At 70.5% G+C, this 17035-nt stretch carries 16 protein-coding genes and 1 pseudogene; 13 read left to right on the top strand and 4 right to left on the bottom strand.

Annotated features, from left to right (window positions below; translation table 11 throughout):
- The 11 genes from AAG801_RS30790 to AAG801_RS30740 form a co-directional block, all read left to right on the top strand.
- On the top strand, positions 1–377 hold a 377-nt coding region (locus AAG801_RS30790; protein ID WP_341891803.1), incomplete at its 5' end, for an ATP-binding cassette domain-containing protein.
- 126 nt (positions 378–503) lie between these two features.
- Positions 504–941, top strand: a complete 438-nt coding sequence (locus tag AAG801_RS30785) for a hypothetical protein (RefSeq protein WP_341891802.1) — start codon at positions 504–506, stop codon at positions 939–941.
- Between the two features lie 184 nt (positions 942–1125).
- On the top strand, positions 1126–2856 hold the full coding sequence (locus tag AAG801_RS30780; protein WP_341891801.1) for a cytochrome D1 domain-containing protein: 1731 nt from the start codon (positions 1126–1128) through the stop codon (positions 2854–2856).
- Positions 2857–2872: 16 nt separating this feature from the next.
- Complete coding sequence (locus tag AAG801_RS30775) at positions 2873–3193, top strand: c-type cytochrome (protein ID WP_341891800.1); 321 nt, start codon at positions 2873–2875, stop codon at positions 3191–3193.
- A gap of 29 nt (positions 3194–3222) precedes the next feature.
- Positions 3223–3522 (top strand): cytochrome c, encoded by a 300-nt coding sequence (locus AAG801_RS30770; RefSeq protein WP_341891805.1) that lies wholly within the window; start codon positions 3223–3225, stop codon positions 3520–3522.
- Complete coding sequence (locus AAG801_RS30765) at positions 3519–4700, top strand: cytochrome D1 domain-containing protein (RefSeq protein WP_341891799.1); 1182 nt, start codon at positions 3519–3521, stop codon at positions 4698–4700. The genes AAG801_RS30770 and AAG801_RS30765 overlap by 4 nt, the downstream gene beginning before the upstream one ends.
- Positions 4701–4702: 2 nt before the next feature.
- Positions 4703–5692 (top strand): Lrp/AsnC family transcriptional regulator, encoded by a 990-nt coding sequence (locus tag AAG801_RS30760; protein ID WP_341891798.1) that lies wholly within the window; start codon positions 4703–4705, stop codon positions 5690–5692.
- Positions 5679–6167: an Lrp/AsnC family transcriptional regulator gene (locus AAG801_RS30755; protein WP_341891797.1), complete on the top strand. Its 489-nt coding sequence runs from the start codon at positions 5679–5681 to the stop codon at positions 6165–6167. The genes AAG801_RS30760 and AAG801_RS30755 overlap by 14 nt, the downstream gene beginning before the upstream one ends.
- Complete coding sequence (locus tag AAG801_RS30750) at positions 6154–6642, top strand: Lrp/AsnC family transcriptional regulator (RefSeq protein ID WP_341891796.1); 489 nt, start codon at positions 6154–6156, stop codon at positions 6640–6642. Before AAG801_RS30755 ends, AAG801_RS30750 begins: the two co-directional genes overlap by 14 nt.
- 3 nt (positions 6643–6645) lie before the next feature.
- The gene (nirJ, locus tag AAG801_RS30745) at positions 6646–7830 is read left to right on the top strand and encodes a heme d1 biosynthesis radical SAM protein NirJ (RefSeq protein ID WP_341891795.1); all 1185 of its coding nucleotides are present in this window, start codon (positions 6646–6648) and stop codon (positions 7828–7830) included.
- Positions 7831–7892: 62 nt separating this feature from the next.
- Positions 7893–9416, top strand: coding sequence for a cytochrome D1 domain-containing protein (locus AAG801_RS30740; RefSeq protein WP_341891804.1), 1524 nt, complete (start codon positions 7893–7895; stop codon positions 9414–9416).
- 21 nt (positions 9417–9437) lie between these two features.
- On the opposite strand, the gene AAG801_RS30735 is transcribed toward AAG801_RS30740, so the two are convergent.
- Positions 9438–9638, bottom strand: a complete 201-nt coding sequence (locus tag AAG801_RS30735) for a putative motility protein (protein ID WP_341891794.1) — start codon at positions 9636–9638, stop codon at positions 9438–9440.
- An 83-nt stretch (positions 9639–9721) separates the two neighbouring features.
- Here AAG801_RS30735 and AAG801_RS30730 point away from each other — a divergent pair, with 83 nt between their 5' ends.
- Positions 9722–11560, top strand: a complete 1839-nt coding sequence (locus tag AAG801_RS30730; protein ID WP_341891793.1) for a diguanylate cyclase — start codon at positions 9722–9724, stop codon at positions 11558–11560.
- Positions 11557–13383 (top strand): DUF885 domain-containing protein, encoded by a 1827-nt coding sequence (locus AAG801_RS30725; protein WP_341891792.1) that lies wholly within the window; start codon positions 11557–11559, stop codon positions 13381–13383. The genes AAG801_RS30730 and AAG801_RS30725 overlap by 4 nt, the downstream gene beginning before the upstream one ends.
- Here the strand turns inward: AAG801_RS30725 and AAG801_RS30720 are convergent, their stop codons facing one another.
- The 3 genes and pseudogenes from AAG801_RS30720 to AAG801_RS30710 all read right to left on the bottom strand — a co-directional run.
- Positions 13384–14919 (bottom strand): AMP-binding protein, encoded by a 1536-nt coding sequence (locus tag AAG801_RS30720; RefSeq protein WP_341891791.1) that lies wholly within the window; start codon positions 14917–14919, stop codon positions 13384–13386.
- A 6-nt stretch (positions 14920–14925) separates the two neighbouring features.
- On the bottom strand, positions 14926–16605 hold the full coding sequence (locus tag AAG801_RS30715) for a sensor histidine kinase (RefSeq protein WP_341891790.1): 1680 nt from the start codon (positions 16603–16605) through the stop codon (positions 14926–14928).
- A 176-nt stretch (positions 16606–16781) separates the two neighbouring features.
- Positions 16782–17035 (bottom strand): annotated as a pseudogene (locus AAG801_RS30710) (hypothetical protein); the annotation flags it as partial.

The raw sequence follows: 17035 nt of genomic DNA, 5'->3' as shown, positions 1-17035 counted from the left end.
AGAAGGAGCGCATCGCGACCATCGCCAAGACCTTCCCCCGCCTGGCCGAGCGCATGGAGCAGGAGGGCACCTCGCTCTCCGGCGGCGAGCAGCAGATGCTCGCCATCGCGCGCGCAATGATGAGCAAGCCGCGCATGATCCTGCTCGACGAGCCCTCGGAGGGCATCATGCCCTTGCTGGTGCACGAGATGTTCGCACTGTTCGAGCAGATGAAGCGCGAGGGCACCACGCTCCTGCTCGTCGAGCAGAACGTCGAGCGCGCCCTGTCGATCTCCGACCGCGCCTACATCCTCGACCAGGGCTGCATCGTGCACCAGGGTGATGCAGCCGCACTGCTGGCCGACCGCGACATCCAGGAGCGCTACTGCGCCGTGTAGCGCCGCGGCATCGCCTTGCCGGAGTGGCCGCGTGACTTGAACCACGGCCGTCGCGTGGTATTTGTTTCGGGGGTGGCGCAGGGCATGTAACTGCTCCATGCTGATGACACCTTCCGAGGTGACACCGTGAACCCCTTCGCCGCACTCGACCAGCAACCCGCTTCCCTGCTGCCCGCCCAATTGCTGCTGATGGGCCTGTTCCTGACGTCCTATGTGGCGGCCGTCACGCGGCTGCTCGGCCCGCGCGGCCGCTGGCGCAGTGCTGGGGTGGCGCTGCTGGCTGCGCTCGGCCTGGGCTTGGTCATCACGCCGTGGACGCTGGCCGCGCTGCTGGTGGCCTGCAGCGTCGGCGCCACCGGCCTGTTCATCGGCCTGACCTGGGCACTCAGCCGCCTGCTGGGTGTGCACAACCGTGCACCCGTTCTCGAGCGCGAACTCGAGGAAGAGGCCGGCGTCACGCGACCGGCCCCGACCCCGGTGCTGCAGCAGGTGGTCGAACCCACGCGCATGGGCAGCAGCCCGGCCCGCTTCGGCCCGCCAACCGCGCCCGCCCGCTTGAGCTGAGCCGCGCGCGCTACCGCGCGGCAGCTCTGATCGACCCCTGTTCCACCTGGATCACGTGGCGCCGTGATGGCGCTGCCTTGCGTGGCGCACTTCTGCTGCGCTTGAACCAGTTCAAGGACGCGCCTCCTGGCCCGCCCGACCATGCCGGCACACACCACCGGACAGGTCAACCCAGGAGAGCACCATGAGAAGCCTCATTCCCGCGTCGCCGCTCACGCTGACGGCTGCATTGCTGATCGCCATGTCGCCTTTCGGCGCCTCGGCGCAGGACAAGAAGGGCGTCACCGAGCCCGAGCTGAAGTACCAGGCCGGCGGCTCGCCGATGGCCGGCGAGCCGATGTACCAGTCGACAAACCCGAAGGCGCCGCCGATGACGGTGGCCGAGTTCGACACCGCACGCAAGATCTACTTCGAGCGTTGCGCCGGCTGCCACGGCGTGCTGCGCAAGGGCGCCACCGGCAAGCCGCTGACGCCCGACCTGACGCAGGGCAAGGGCACCGACTACCTGAAGGTCTTCATCGCCTACGGCTCGCCCGCCGGCATGCCGAACTGGCAGACCAGCGGCGAGATGGACGAGAAGACCGTCGACCTGATGGCGCGCTACATCCAGCACGACCCGCCCGTGCCGCCGGAGTTCGGCATGGCGCAGATGAAGCAGACCTGGAAGGTCATCGTCCCGCCGGAGAAGCGGCCGACGAAGAAGATGAACAGCTACAACATCGAGAACATCTTCTCGACCACGCTGCGCGACACCGGTGAAGTCGCCCTGATCGACGGCGACACCAAGCAGATCATCAACATCGTCAAGACCGGCTACGCGGTGCACATCTCTCGCGTGTCGGCCTCGGGCCGCTACCTGTTCGTGATCGGGCGCGACGCCAAGATCAACATGATCGACCTGTGGATGGCCAAGCCCGACAACGTGGCCGAACTGCGCATCGGTCTCGAGGCGCGCTCGGTGGACACCAGCAAGTACAAGGGCTACGAGGACAAGTTCGCCATCGCCGGCGCCTACTGGCCGCCGCAGTACGTGATCATGAAGGGCGACACGCTCGAGCCGCTGAAGATCGTCGCCACGCGCGGCATGACGGTGGGCACGCAGGAGTACCACCCCGAGCCGCGCGTCGCCTCGATCGTGGCCAGCCACTTCAAGCCGGAGTTCGTGGTCAACGTCAAGGAGACCGGCAAGACGCTGATGGTGGACTACTCCAACATCGAGGCGCTGAAGGTCACCGAGATCGGCTCGGCGCCCTTCCTGCACGACGGCGGCTGGGACAGCAGCAAGCGCTACTTCATGGTGGCGGCCAACAACAGCAACAAGATTGCCGCAATCGACGCGAAGGACGGCAAGCTCGCCGGCCTGACCGAGGTCGGCAAGATCCCGCACCCGGGCCGCGGCGCCAACTTCAAGCACCCGAAGTTCGGCCCCGTCTGGGCGACCGGCCACCTCGGCGACGAGACGATCTCGCTGATCGGCACCGACCCGAAGAAGAACAAGCAGTTCGCTTTCAAGGAGGTCGCCAAGATCAAGGGCCCGGGCGGCGGCGCGCTGTTCATCAAGAGCCATCCGAAGAGCATGCACCTGTATTCGGATGCGCCGCTCAACCCCGATCCGAAGATCTCGCAGTCGATCGTCGTCTACGACATCAACGCCCTCGACAAGGGCTACGTCACGCTGCCCATCGCCGAGTGGGCGGGCCTCACCGACGACGGCGCCAAGCGCGTCGTGCAGCCGGAGTTCAACAAGGCCGGCGACGAGGTGTGGTTCGCGGTGTGGAGCGCCAAGAACAAGCAGAGCGCGCTGGTCGTCGTCGACGACAGGACGCTGAAGCTGAAGGCCGTGATCAAGGACCCGCGCCTGATCACGCCGACCGGGCACTTCAACGTCTACAACACCCAACATGATGTCTATTGACGCTGGAGCCACCACCATGAAGACACAACTGATGTTGTCGCTCGGCCTGGCGGTGGCTGCGTTCGGGGCTCCGGCCCCGGCGCAGGCCAACCCGGAAGAGGCGATGAACAAGGCCGGCTGCCTGGCCTGCCACGCCAGGGACAAGAAGATGGTCGGGCCCTCCTTCAAGGAGATCGCCGCCAAGTACAAGGGCCAGGACGTCGTGCCCACGCTGATGCAGAAGGTGCGCAGCGGCGGCAAGGGCAGCTTCGGCCCGATCCCGATGGCGCCGAACCCGCCGGAGAAGATCGACGACGCCAACCTCAAGGCGGCGGTCGAGTTCATTCTCAAGAGCTGACCATGGGCATGCGACGGCTCCTGATCGGCATGCTGATGGCCGTCGCATTGCCCGTGATTGCCTCGCCGGACACGGCACGCCAGCGCGAGCTGGTGCGCATGGTCCGGCAGGACTGCGGCTCCTGCCACGGCATGGCGCTGACCGGCGGGCTCGGCCCCGCGCTGACTCCCGCGGCGCTGGCCGACAAGCCGCTCGATTCGCTGGAGGCGGTGATCGAACACGGCCGCCCCGGCACGCCGATGCCTCCGTGGCGCTCGATGCTGCGTGCCGGCGAATCACGCTGGATCGCCGAGCGTCTGCTGGCCGGCTTTCCCGAGGAGTCACGATGAAGCGAGCGCTGTCGCTTCTCTGCGCGGCCTGGCTCGCCGGCTGCGCCGTCACGGCGCCACCCAAGGGCACCGGCGACCTCGGCGTCGTCATCGAGCGCGCCAGCGGCACCGTGGCCATCGTCGACACCAGCGAGCGCCGCGTGCTCGCCGAGGTGCCGGGGCTGGGCGATCTGTCACACGCCTCGGTGGTGTTCTCGCGCGACGGCGGCAGCGCCTTCGTGTTCGGCCGCGACGGTGCGCTCAGCCGCATCAACCTGATCACCCGCCGCATCGAGCAGCGTGTGATGCAGTCCGGCAACTCGATCGGCGGCGCGGTGTCGCAGGACGGCACGCTGGTCGCGGCACAGAACTACCAGCCCGGCGGCGTGAAGGTGTTCGATGCGAAGACGCTCGCGCTCGTCGCCGACATCCCGGCCCGCTATGACGCGCCCGGCACGCCGGGCAAGCTCTCGCGCGTCGTGGGTCTGGCCGACCTGCCGGGCAGGCGCTTCGTCTTCTCGCTGTTCGATGCCGACCAGATCTGGATCGCCGACCTCTCGGAGGCAGCGACGCCGAAGCTGACCAAGTTCGAGAACGTCGGCCGCCAGCCCTACGACGCGTTGGTCACGCCCGACGGCCGCCACTACATCGCCGGCCTGTTCGGCGAGGACGGGCTGGCGCTGATCGACCTGTGGGCCGAGAAGCCGCAGGTGCGCCGCATCCTGGCCGGCTACGGCCGCGGCCAGCAAGCGCTGCCGGTCTTCAAGATGCCGCACCTGCGCGGCTGGGCAGTGGCCGGGCGCCATGCGTACCTGCCGGCCATCGGCCGCCACGAGGTGCTGGTGGTCGACACCGAGAGCTGGGCCGAGGTGGCGCGCATTCCCGTCGCCGGCCAGCCGGTGTTCGCGATCGCGCGGCCCGACGGCCGCCAGGTGTGGGTCAACTTCGCCGTGCCCGACTACGACCGCGTGCAGGTGATCGACACCGTCACCCGCCAGGTGGTGAAGACGCTGGAGCCCGGCAAGGCGGTGCTGCACATGGAGTTCACGCCGCGCGGCGAGGCGGTCTGGATCAGCTCGCGCGACTCCAACCGCGTGTCGGTGTTCGACACGAAGAGCTTCGCCACGCTCGCCACGCTGCCGCTGGACGCACCGAGTGGCGTGTTCTTCACCAGCCGCGCCGCGCGCATGGGCTTCTGAGCATGGACCGCCTGACGCTTCTCAACCGCTGGCAGCACGGCTTCCCGCTGGACGGCCGCCCGTTCGCGCGCGTCGCCTCAGCGCTGGGCACGGACGAGATCGCGGTCATCGCAGGCTTCGAGGCCGCGCGTGCCGAGGGTTCGCTGAGCCGCATCGGCGGCGTGTGGGCCGCCGGCGCCGGTGGTGCCGCGCTGCTCGTCGCGATGGCGGTACCTGCCGATCGGCTCGACGCCGTGGCCGCACAGGTCGATGCGCTGCCCGGCGTCAACCACAACTACGAGCGTGAGCACCGCTTCAATCTCTGGTTCGTGATCACCGGCACCGAGGGCGCCACGCTGCACGCGCGGCTCGATGCGCTGGAGCACGACACTGGCCTGGCCACGCTGCGCCTGCCGATGCAGCGTGTCTACCGCATCGACCTGGGCTTCGACCTGCGCGGTGCCGTTGCGGCGACCGACCGCCCGCACGCCGAGCGACGCGCCGCCCCCGTGGCCGAGGCCGAGCGGCCGCTGGCCGTGCTGGTCGAGGCTGGCATGCCGCTGGTCGTGCGGCCCTACACCGCCTGGGCAACACAGCTCGGCCGCGACGAGGCCGAGGTGCTCGCCACGATCGAGCGCTGGCTGGACCGCGGCACGCTGCGCCGCTTCGGCGTGGTGGTTCGCCACCACGAGCTGGGCTTCGACCGCAATGCGATGACGGTGTTCGACGTGCCCGATGACGAAGTCGACGCCCGCGGTGCCGCGCTCGCCGCGCAGCCCGGCGTGACGCTGTGCTATCGCCGCGCCCGAGCCGCGGGCTGGCCCTACAACCTGTATTGCATGGTGCACGGCCGCGAGCGCGAGGCCGTGCGCGCGACGATCGCCGCGGCGGCGCGCGCCGCCGGCCTCGAGCATCGCCCGCACGAGGTGCTGTTCAGCCTGCGGCGCTTCAAGCAGCAGGGCGGGAGCTACTTCCGCAGCGCGCAACGGGTGGCCGACCATGAACATGCCTGAGGCCCCGGATCGGGTCGACCTGCAGCTCATCGACCGGCTGCACGGCGAACTGCCGCTCACCGAGCGTCCGTTCGCCGACGTCGGCGCCGAGCTCGGCATCTCCGAGGACGAGATGATCGAGCGCTTGCGCCACCTGCTCGCGCGCGGCACGCTGACGCGCTTCGGCCCGCTGTTCCAGATCGAGCGCGCCGGCGGCCTGTTCGTGCTGGCTGCCATCGAGGTGCCGGAGGCCGACTTCCAGCGCATCACCGGCATCGTCAACGCCTTCCCCGAGGTGGCGCACAACTACCGGCGCGAGCATCGGCTGAACATGTGGTTCGTGATCGCCGCCGAGGCACGCGAAGCGGCGTTCGACGCGCTCGAGCGCATCGAAGCTGCGACCGGCCTGAAGGTGCACGCCTTCCCGAAGGAGCGCGAGTACTTCGTCGAACTGCGGCTGTCCGCCGCTGCGGAGCCCGACCATGGCGCTGTCTGACTTCGACCGCGAGCTGATCGCCGCCACGCAGTCGGGCCTGCCGCTGGTGGCGCGGCCCTACGAGGCGGTGGGCGCGATGCTCGGCGTCAGCGGCGAGCAGGTGCGCGAGCGGCTCGGCGAGATGCTCGCCGAGGGCCTGATCCGCCGCATCGGCGCGGTGCCCAACCACTACAAGCTCGGCTACACCGCCAACGGCATGACGGTGTGGGACGTGGCCGACGATCGGATCGATGAGCTCGGTGCGATGGTCGGCGCCCTGCCCGGCGTCAGCCACTGCTACCGCCGCCCGCGCGCACTGCCGGTGTGGCCCTACAACCTGTTCGCGATGGTGCATGGCCGTTCGCGCGACGAGGTCGAGCGCCAGGCTGTGCAGATCCGTACCCTGCTCGGCGACGCCTGCCGCGGCAGCGACATCCTCTACAGCAGCGCGATCCTGAAGAAGACCGGGCTGCGACTCTCGTTCACGGAGAACTGAATCATGTTCCGCGTCTCGCAATACATGCGCGAGCTGGCCCAGGCGGAAGCCGCCGGCCTCTACCCGGTGCCGGCCAGCCGCGGCAGCGGCCAGCCAACAGGCCCGGTGGTGATCTGGAACCTGATCCGCCGCTGCAACCTGACCTGCAAGCACTGCTACTCGATCTCGGCCGACCACGAATACACCGGCGAGCTGAGCACGCAAGAGGTCTTCACGGTGATGGACGACCTGAAGGCCTTCAGGGTGCCGGTGCTGATCCTCTCCGGCGGCGAGCCGCTGATGCGCGCCGACATCTTCGAAATCGCCTCGCGCGCCAAGGCGATGCGCTTCTACGTCGGCCTGTCGACCAACGGCACGCTGATCGACGCGCCGATGGCCGACCGCATTGCCGCCCAGGGCTTCGACTACGTCGGCATCAGCCTGGACGGCATCGGCGCCACGCACGACAGGTTCCGCCGCATGGAAGGCGCCTTCGACAAGAGCCTGGCCGCGATGCGCATGCTGCGCGACCGTGGCGTGAAGGTGGGCATGCGCTACACGATGACGGCGATGAACGCGCACGACCTCGTGCCGCTGCTGCGCCTGATGCGCGACGAGGCGATCGACAAGTTCTACTTCTCGCACCTGAACTACGCCGGCCGCGGCAACATCCACCGCTCGCGCGACGCGCAGTTCGAGACCACCCGCAACGCGCTCGACGTGTTGTACGAAGCCGCGTGGCGGGCAGCGAAGGCCGGCAGCGAGCAGGACTTCGTCACCGGCAACAACGACGCCGACGGTGCGTACCTGCTGCAGTGGGTGCACGAACGTTTCCCGCGCTGGGAAGCGCCGTTGCGCGAGCGGCTGGTGGCCTGGGGAGGGAACGCCTCGGGCGTCAACGTGGCCAACATCGACAACCTCGGCGTGGTGCATCCCGACACCATGTGGTGGCACCACAGCCTGGGCAGCGTGCGCGAGCGGCCGTTCTCGACGATCTGGATGGACACCAGCGACTCGCTGATGCGCGGCCTGAAGATGAAGCCACGCCCGGTCGGCGGCCGCTGCGCCGGCTGCCGCCACTTCGACATCTGCGGCGGCAACACGCGCACGCGGGCGCAGCAGGTCACCGGCGATGCCTGGGCGGGCGACCCGGGTTGTTATCTCGATGACGAGGAGATCGGCGTCGCCGCGGTGGAGGCCGTCACATGAAGCCAACCGCCACTTGGTGGAAGGTTGCGCTGGCCGCGTCCTTCCTTGCCATCGCCGCCGACATGGCGCGCGCCCAGACCGGCACGGCATCCGATGCGCCGGCCCTCTACCGCGAGCACTGCGTGGCCTGCCACGGCGAGCAGCGGCTGGGCGGCATGGGCCCGGCGCTGCTGCCCGAGAGCCTGCAGCGCGTGAAGCCGGCCGAGGCCACGGCGGTGATCGCCAAGGGCCGCACCGCCACGCAGATGCCCGGCTTCGCCGACAAGCTCTCGGCCGAGCAGATCACCGCGCTGTCGAAGTGGATCTACACGCCGGTGACGCCGGCGCCGGGCTGGAGCGAAGCGCAGATCCGCGCTTCGCGCAGCGTTGTCGAGGGGGCGTCGTCGCTGCCGGCCCGGCCGGCGTGGAAGGCCGACCCGATGAACGTGTTCCTCGTCGTCGAGGGCGGCGACCACCATGTCTCGGTCGTCGACGGCGACAGGTTCGAGGTCATGCACCGCTTCGCCTCGCGCTTCGCGCTGCACGGCGGGCCGAAGTTCTCGCCCGACGGGCGCTTCGTCTACTTCGGTTCGCGCGACGGCTGGATCACCAAGTACGACCTGTGGAACCTGACGGTGGTGGCCGAGGTGCGCGCCGGGCTGAACATGCGCAACGTCGCCGTCTCCGGTGACGGCCGCTGGGTGATGGCCGCCAACTACCTGCCGCACACGCTGGCCCTGTTCGACGCCGATTTGCAGCTGCAGCGCACCTACGACGCCGCCACGCTGGACGGCAAGGCCAGCTCTCGCGTCTCCGCGGTCTACGACGCGCAGCCGCGCCGCAGCTTCGTGGTCGCGCTGAAGGACATCCCCGAGCTGTGGGAGATCTCCTACGACCCGAAGGCCGAGCCCATCCACGACGGCCTGGTGCACGACTACAGGATGGGCGAAGGCACGCCCAAGCCGGGGTTCCTGGGCGTGCGCCGCACGCCGCTGGACGAGCCGCTCGACGACTTCTTCTTCGACCAGAGCTACCGCCACGTGCTCGGCGCCACGCGCCCGAAGAACGACGGCAGCCCGAGCGCGCAGGTGGTCAACCTCGACATCCGGCGCCGCATCGCCGCACTGCCGCTGGCCGGCATGCCGCACCTCGGTTCGGGCATCACCTTCGCCTGGAACGGCAGCACCGTGTTGGCCAGCCCCAACCTGAAGGACGGCGTGGTGCAGGTGATCGACATGAAGACCTGGCAGACGGTGAAGAGCATCACCACGCCGGGGCCGGGCTTCTTCATGCGCAGCCACGAGAACTCGCGCTATGCCTGGGTCGATTCGATGATGAGCCCGAGCGCCAGGGACACGCTGACGATCATCGACAAGCGCACGCTCGAGCCGGTGGCGCAGGTGCGCGAACCCGGCCGCACGCTGGCCCACATCGAGTTCACCCGCGACGGCCGCTACGCGCTGGCCAGCGTGTGGGAGATGGACGGCGTGATCGTCGTCTACGACGCGACGACGTTCAAGGAAGTCAAGCGCCTGCCGATGAGCAAGCCGGTCGGCAAGTACAACGTCTGGAACAAGATCTCGCGCTCGGAGGGCACCTCGCACTGAGGCGCGCGCCGTGGCGCACGCTCAGGCAAAGGTGTTGACCTGCGTGCCGAGGCTGCCGGACGTCGCCAGCGCCGGCTGCGGCAGCGAGGCGATCAGCTGCGCTGCCGAGGCGGCCTGGGCGTCCATGGCCTTCTTCAGCACCAGCGTCGAGGCGGCGCCCTGCACGGTGCCGGCCTGGGCGGACGAGGCGCTCGAGGCGGCGGCGGATACGACGGCATTCATGGCGGATCCCTTTTCGGGGGTGGCGGTTCGTTCATATCGGCCGGTTCGGCGGGTTCTGAAGGCCTCCTCGCGATAATCGCCGCATGCCGAGCCCGCGAACGCCCCCCACTGCAGCGCTGCGCCAGGCGCGTCGTGCCTGGAACCTGCTGCATGTCGACTCGCCGCGGGCACGCCGGCTGGCCGAGGTGGCGATCGCTGCGGCGCAGCGCAGCGGCGATGCCGGCGCCGAGGGCTGGGGCCGCATCACGCTGGGCTACCACCTGCTCTACTTCGGCACCGTGGCCGATGCGACGCGCGAACTCAAGCGTGCGCTGCGCTGCTTCGCCCAGGGCGAGGACCGTGCCGGCCACCTGCTGGCCAGCGCCGCGCTGTCGCGCGCCATGTGGCGCGAGGGCCGGGTGCGCGAGGCGCTCGCCGCGGTGCTGCCGCTGCGCGACGAAGGCGTACGCGTGCTGCGCCACGACCAGCGCGGCGTGCTGCTCAACACCATCGCCGGCTGCTACTCGGCGCTGGGCGACTCGTCGCAGGCCTTCGCGCACATGTTCGAGGCGCTGCGCGACGCCGGCCCGAAGCGCGGCCACGGCTTCGACACGGTGCTGCACTGCAATCTGTCGCACGAGCTGCTGCAGATCGGCGACTACGAGCACGCGCTGCAGCATGTCGACCAGGGCCTGGCCGGCGGAACCCAGCTGAAGAACGCGCGCTTGCTGGGCATCCTGCTGATCAACCGCGTGCTCTGCCTGACCGAGCTTGGCCGCGCCGGCGAGGCGATGCCCGACGTGGCCTCCGTGCTGGCCATGCCCACCGACGCCAGCGGCCGCGGCAGCATCGAGCCGGCCTTCGAGACGCTGGCCATCGCCGCGCTGCGCGCCGGGCAGACGGCGCTGGGCGCCGAGCTGGTGGCGCGCGCGCTGGCCCTGGGCGTCTCGCCGCTGGCCGACGAACGCCTCGAGCGCATCACCGCCGCCGGCCTGCTGGCGCTGGCCGAGGGCGATGCCACACGCGCGGTGGCAACGCTGCGTGCCGGGCAGGGCGAAGCCGCGCGCGACGACGTCGATGGCCTCTCGGTGCGCATCCGCGCGCAGTTCTTCGGTGTGCTCAGCGAGGCGCACGAAGCGGCGGGCGACAGTGCATCCGCACTCGCCGCACTGCGCCAGTGGCAACGGCTGCACCGCGCGCAGACGCAGCTGGCCTCGCGGGCGCGCTACCAGGCCGCGACCCTGCAGACCGAGCTGCTGCGCCTGCAGCACCGTCTCGACGAGAACGATGCCCGGGCGCGCCATACCGAACGTGCACGCGCCGAGCTGGCGGCCATCAATGCGCAGCTGTCGCGCAAGGTCGACGAGGTGCAGGCGCTGCAGGCCGCATTGCGCGAGCAGGCGGTGCACGACCCGCTGACCGGCCTGTTCAACCGCCGCCACCTCAACGACACGCTGCCCACGCTGTTCGCGCTGGGCCGGCGCGAGACTCAGCCGCTGGCGCTGGTGATCATCGACCTCGACCACTTCAAGCGCATCAACGACGTGCACGGCCATGCCGCCGGCGACCGGCTGCTTGCGGCCTTCGGCGCGCTGCTGGTCGACCACGGCCGGCGCAGCGATGTGGCCTGCCGCTACGGCGGCGAGGAGTTCTGCCTGCTGATGCCACGCACGACGGCCGACGGCGCACGCCGCAAGGTGCAGGCGCTGCTGCGCCGCTGGCGCGCGATGCGTTTCGAACTCGACGACGAAACCCTCGAAGGCCTGAGCTTCTCCGCCGGCGTGGCCGACACGCTGCTCGCGCCGGCCTCGCCCGACGCCCTGCTCAAGGCCGCCGACGACGAACTGCTGGCCGCCAAGCGCGACGGCCGCAACCGCGTCGGGGTGGCCGCCATGCCGGCGCGGGCGCACGCCGTGGCGCGGCGGGAAGGGAGCCTGCAATGAGGAGGCGGTCGGCGGCGTTCGCCGTTGTCGCCGCGCTGCTGCTCGCCCTGGCGGTCTTCGTGATCAACCTGGTCTGGTTCCGGCCCTTCAGCCTGGACCTGTTCCACGAAAGGGTCTTCATCGAGTTCGCGCTGGACAGCCCGGAGACGCTGTCGGCGATCGGCATCGCCGAGTCCTTCGGCTGGCGGCGCCACAACGCGCACCTCGACGACGTGTCGATCGCCAAGGGCGACCGCGACTTCGCGAAGCTGCGCCGCAACCTCGCCGACCTGCGCGCCTACGACGGCGGCGCACTGTCGCCCTCGCAGCGGCTGTCCAACCGCGTGCTCGACTGGTTCCTGCAGAACCAGCTCGACGGCGAACGATTCCGCTTCCACGACTACCCGGTCGACCAGCTCTGGGGCGTGCAGAACGAGACGCCGAACTTCCTGATCAACGTTCACGCGATCGCCGATCGGCGCGGTGCCGAGGACTACCTGGCCCGCCTGTCGGAGATCGGTCGCAAGTACGACCAGGTGATCGAGGGCCTGCAGCGCCGCCAGCAGCTCGGCGTGGTGCCGCCGCGCTTCGTGATCGAGCACGTGCTGGCCAGCATGCGCGAGTTCGCCGGCAAGCTGCCGGCCGCCAATCCGCTGTACCTGCACTTCGCCGGCAAGGTGGCAACACTGCCGGGCCTGGACGACGCCGAACGCCGTGCGCTGCTCGATCGCTGCACGCAGCTCATCGAGAGCGGCGTCGTGCCGGCCTACCGGCGGCTGATCGCCGCGCTCGAGCGGCAGTGGCCACTGGCGACCACCGACGACGGCGCGTGGAAGCTGCCCGACGGCGACGCCTTCTACGCCTGGCGGCTGCGCCGCGAGACGACCACCGAGCTGACGCCGCAGCAGGTGCACGACATCGGCGTGGCTGAAGTGGCGCGCATCGAAGCCGAGATGGCGGCCATCCTCGTCGCCCAGTCGGCGCTGCGCGAAGGCGAGACGCCCGGCCAGGCGCTGGCGCGGCTGGCACTCGATCCGCGCTTCCTCTACACCGACGACGAGTCCGGCCGCCAGGCCGCGCTGGCCGACTACACCGCGATGATCCGCGACCAGCTCGAGCGCTCCAGGGCGCTGTTCGGCCGCCTGCCCGAGGCCGCGATCGAAGTGCGCCGCGTGCCCGAATTCAAGGAGAAGACGGCGCCCGGCGCCTACTACAACCCGCCGGCGCTGGACGGCTCGCGGCCGGGCATCTTCTTCGCCAACCTGCGCAGCATGGCCGAACTCCCCAGGTTCGGCATGCGCACCCTGGCCATCCACGAAGGCGTGCCGGGCCACCACTTCCAGATCGCACTCGCGCAGGAGATGAGCGGCGTGCCGACCTTCCGCAAGGTGCTGCCCTTCACCGCCTACCTGGAAGGCTGGGCGTTGTACGCCGAGTCGCTCGGCAAGGAGATGGCCCTGTACGAGGGCGATCCCTACGGCGACCTCGGCCGGCTGCAGGCGGAGATGTTCCGCGCCGTGCGGCTGGTGGTCGACACGGGCATCCACCAGCAGCGCTGGCCGCGCGAGCGCGCGGTGCGCTACATGGTCGACAAGACCGGCATGCCGCAGGCCAGCGTGGTTTCGGAGATCGAGCGCTACGTCGTCGAGCCCGGCCAGGCCTGCGCCTACAAGATCGGCATGATGCGCATCCAGGCGGCGCGCGAGCGGGCGAAGCAGGCGCTCGGCGCGCGCTTCGACGCGCAGGCCCTGCGCGACTTCCACGATCTGCTGCTCGGCAGCGGCGCCCTGCCGCTGCAGGTGCTCGACGAGCAGGTCGACGCCTGGATCGCGGCGCGGCGCTGATCAGCTGCCGGCCAGCCGCTCGCGCAGCGCGGTCTTCAGCACCTTGCCGTAGTTGTTCTTCGGCAGCGCCTCGACGATCAGGTAGCGCTTGGGCCGCTTGAAGCGGGCCATCTGCGCGAGGCAGTGCGCGTCGAGCGATTCGGGCGTGGGCGTCGCGCCGGGCTGGGCGACGACGAAGGCCACCACCACCTCGCCCCACTCGGCGTCGGATGCACCGACCACCGCCGCCTCGGCCACGCCCGGCGCGGTGAGCAGCACCTCCTCGACCTCGCGCGGGTAGATGTTCGAGCCGCCGCTGATGATCAGGTCCTTGCTGCGGTCCTTCAGCGTCAGGAAGCCGTCGGCGTCGAGGCAGCCGACGTCGCCGGTGAACAGCCAGCCGTCGCGGATCGCCGCGGCAGTGGCTTCGGGGTTGCGCCAGTAGCCGGCCATCACGCTGTCACCACGCACCAGCACCTCGCCGACTTCGCCCACCGGCAGTTCGCAGCCCTGGCCGTCGGCGATGCGGATGCGTACCGGTGTCTGCGCCACGCCCACCGAGCCGAGGCGCTCGAGGTGGCGCGGATGCGCAGCGTCGGCGAGGTGGTGGCGCGCCAGCGCGGTGGCCACCATCGGCGTCTCGCCCTGGCCGTAGATCTGCACGAAGCGCGGCCCCATCACCGCCAGCGCGCGCTGGATGTCGGCCACGTACATCGGCGCGCCGCCGTAGACGATGGTCTTGAAGGAACGTGCCGCCTCGGCCGGGCCGAGGCCGTGCTGGTGCGCATGGTCGACCAGGCGCTTGACGATGGTCGGCGCCGCGAAGGTGGACAGCGGGCCGTGCGCGAGCCCGAGCGCGAACAACTCGGCCGGATCGACCCCGCCCGAGGCCGGCACCACATGGCGCGCACCGGCCACCAGGTGCGGAATCGCGTACAGGCCGGCGCCGTGCGACATCGGCGCGGCGTAGACGATCGCATCGTCGCGCGACACCGCGTCGACGTCGGCGAAGTAGGTCAGGCCCATCGTCATCAGGTTGCGCTGCGTGATCATCACGCCTTTGGGCCGCCCGGTGGTGCCGGAGGTGTAGAACAGCCAGGCGGTGTGATCGGGCCCACGTTCGGCGATCGGCACTGCCGCCGCGTCTGCCACCGGCGCCAGCAGCGCATCGGCTTCGGCCGACTCGGCGTCGACCTGCCGCTGCAGCCCGGCCAGCGGCCCGGGCGCGACATCGGGGGTCACGAAGGCCCAGCGCGCCTGCGCGTCGGCGATGATCCACTCCACTTCGCGCGGGTGCAGCTTGGCGTTGACCGGCACCACGACGAGGCCGGCCCACCAGGCTGCCCACAGCAGCTCGAGGTAGCGCGGGTGGTTGCGCATGAAGAGAACGACCCGCTCGCCCGGGGCGAGCCCGGCGTCACGCAGGCGCTGCGCCGCGCCGGCGCTGCGCGCCGCCCACTGCGCGTGGCTCGCATGCTGCGCGTCGCCGTGGAAGATGGCACCACGAGCGGGTTGCAGGCGGCTTTGCTTCAGCAGCAGGTGGGCGAGGAGGCTCATGGTCGATCAGGCTCCGGCGCTCTGCGTGATGATCAGGCGCATCGTCGTGCCTTCGGGCCCGGTGCGCTCGATGCGCAGGCTGCCGCCGTGGAGTTCCATCACGCGGTGGACGATTTGCAGGCCGAGGCCGCGCCGCCGGCCGCGCGCGTCGCGCTCGGCGCGCGGCGGCATGCCGGCCGCGAGCGTGGCCAGCCGTCCGGGGTCGATGCCCGGGCCACGGTCGATCACGTCGAGGATCAGCGCCAGCGGCTCGTCGGAGTCCGATATGCACACGATCACCTCCGATCCCGCTGCGCTGCAGCGCAGCGCGTTGGACAACAGGTTGCGCAGCGCCAGCCGCATCAGCCCCGGCTCCATCCACGCCGTGCGCGTGTTCGTGTCGCGCTCGATGCGCACGCGGTGGGCCTCGCTCGGCGGCAGGTCGGCGATGGCCACCTCGATCAGCGCGTCGATGTCGGTGTCCACGCCCTCGATGCGCTGGCTGCCGACCAGCAGCGAGGCCACCGCCAGCGTGTTGCCGATGCTCTGCTGCACCTCGTTGAGCACCAGCTCGGCGCGGCGCAGCGGCTCGGCGGCGGTGAGCTTGCCGTCGCGCAACAGCTCCACCGAGGCCGCCTGCAGCGCCGCCGAGGCGTTGTTCAGTGGCTGGCGCACCTCGTGGGCGAGCACGTCCAGCATGTCGCTGCGCTCCTTGAGCTGCGCCAGCGCCTGCTCGCGCGCGTGCTGCAGCTCGCCCATCGCCTTGGCCTCGGCCTCGCTCGCGCGGGCCAGGGCATCGGAGAGCTCGGCCACCTCGCGGATGGTGAGCTCCGACACGGCCTTGCCGCCGCGCACATGGGCCTCGACGGCGCTGCGCAGCTGCCGGGCCAGGCGCCGGGCCATGTACAGGGCGCCCGCCACCGCCAGCATGGCGCACAGCACGCCGACGATCAGCACGCGCGCCATCGAGTCTCGCACCTGCGCGTGGATCGCCGCCGCCGGCTGGCCCACCACCACGTACCAGCCCGAACCCGGCACGGGGGCGACGCTCGTGTACACCGGAGTCCCGTCCTTCGTGACGGACTGGAAGAGCGTGTCGCCGTGCTTCACCGCGTCGACCAGCACGTCGGTGGCACGCTGGCCGACGAAGCGCTCGGCGTCGCGCGAGCGCGCCACGATCACCGAGTTCTGGTCGATCACGGCCGCCGTCCAGTCCGCCGGCCAGGCCTGTGCATTGAGCCAGCCGCCGAGGGCCTCCAGGCTCACCACGGCACGCAGCGCGTAGGTCTGCCCGCCGATGGCGACCGGCAGGCCGACGCCGAGCACCTTGTCCTTCGTGGTCTCCCCGATCACCAGTGGCGACACCACCTGGCGGCCCTGTTCGATGACGGGCCGCTGCAACTCCATGAGCAGCGCCGGGGGCCGCGGCAGGGGGGTGCCCAACGGACGGCGCGTGTTGAAGACCTGGCGGCCTTCGCCGTCGACGATGCTGATGCCGACGATGCGCGGGTCGACCTCGGCGACGCGGGTGGCCGTCTCATAGGCGGTGGCAAGGTCACCGCGACGCACGCCGTCGGACTGCGCTGTCGCCCGCAGCGCCGCGAAGACGCTGTCCAGCTGCTGGCCGATCAGCATGGCGGCATCGTCGGCACGCCGTTGCAGCGCGGACATGCTCTGCACCCGCAACTCGCCGATCGAGCGGTACACGCTGTACGCCGAGAACGCCAGCAGCGGCAGCAGCCCGAGCAGGCTGACGACGGCGAGCCAGGTGGCGACTCCAACGCGGGTGCCCTGGCCCGGCCGGGCCTCGGTCGGTGAGGTGGGAGCGATGACGGCTGTCTCCGGTGCAGGCTGCTCTCAGGCCGCCTGCCCGGATTGTGGCCTCAAGCCGCCGCCGTTCGGACGACGCGCGGAATCGAACCGGACGGCCCCAGCTCGGCATGCAGCGAGACCACCGTGCCGATCATGATCAGCGCCGGTGCGCGCACGTCGTGCACCCGCGCCAGGTCGGGCAGGCCGGCCAGCGTGCCGACCACGGTGCGCTGGTCGGGCAGCGTGGCGCGCTCGATGATCGCCGCCGGCGTGCTCCCCGCCAGGCCATGCGCCTGCAGCTTCGCGCTGAGGGTCGGCAGCGTGG

It is taken from the genome of Variovorax sp. YR752 (genome assembly GCF_943372545.1).
The sequence above is the reverse complement of the archived record's forward strand: the minus strand, read 5'-3'. Positions and strand labels throughout refer to the sequence as shown.

Bases quoted from the DNA above. Each gene is read 5' to 3' on its own strand.
- AAG801_RS30760 (WP_341891798.1), top strand. From the start codon at position 4,703: ATGGACCGCCTGACGCTTCTCAACCGCTGGCAGCACGGCTTCCCGCTG.
- AAG801_RS30740 (WP_341891804.1), top strand. From the start codon at position 7,893: ATGGCGCGCGCCCAGACCGGCACGGCATCCGATGCGCCGGCCCTCTAC.
- nirJ (WP_341891795.1), top strand. From the start codon at position 6,646: ATGTTCCGCGTCTCGCAATACATGCGCGAGCTGGCCCAGGCGGAAGCC.
- AAG801_RS30780 (WP_341891801.1), top strand. From the start codon at position 1,126: ATGAGAAGCCTCATTCCCGCGTCGCCGCTCACGCTGACGGCTGCATTG.
- AAG801_RS30730 (WP_341891793.1), top strand. From the start codon at position 9,722: ATGCCGAGCCCGCGAACGCCCCCCACTGCAGCGCTGCGCCAGGCGCGT.
- AAG801_RS30770 (WP_341891805.1), top strand. From the start codon at position 3,223: ATGCTGATGGCCGTCGCATTGCCCGTGATTGCCTCGCCGGACACGGCA.
- AAG801_RS30750 (WP_341891796.1), top strand. From the start codon at position 6,154: ATGGCGCTGTCTGACTTCGACCGCGAGCTGATCGCCGCCACGCAGTCG.
- AAG801_RS30775 (WP_341891800.1), top strand. From the start codon at position 2,873: ATGAAGACACAACTGATGTTGTCGCTCGGCCTGGCGGTGGCTGCGTTC.
- AAG801_RS30735 (WP_341891794.1), bottom strand. From the start codon at position 9,638: ATGAATGCCGTCGTATCCGCCGCCGCCTCGAGCGCCTCGTCCGCCCAG.
- AAG801_RS30765 (WP_341891799.1), top strand. From the start codon at position 3,519: ATGAAGCGAGCGCTGTCGCTTCTCTGCGCGGCCTGGCTCGCCGGCTGC.
- AAG801_RS30755 (WP_341891797.1), top strand. From the start codon at position 5,679: ATGAACATGCCTGAGGCCCCGGATCGGGTCGACCTGCAGCTCATCGAC.
- AAG801_RS30725 (WP_341891792.1), top strand. From the start codon at position 11,557: ATGAGGAGGCGGTCGGCGGCGTTCGCCGTTGTCGCCGCGCTGCTGCTC.
- AAG801_RS30720 (WP_341891791.1), bottom strand. From the start codon at position 14,919: ATGAGCCTCCTCGCCCACCTGCTGCTGAAGCAAAGCCGCCTGCAACCC.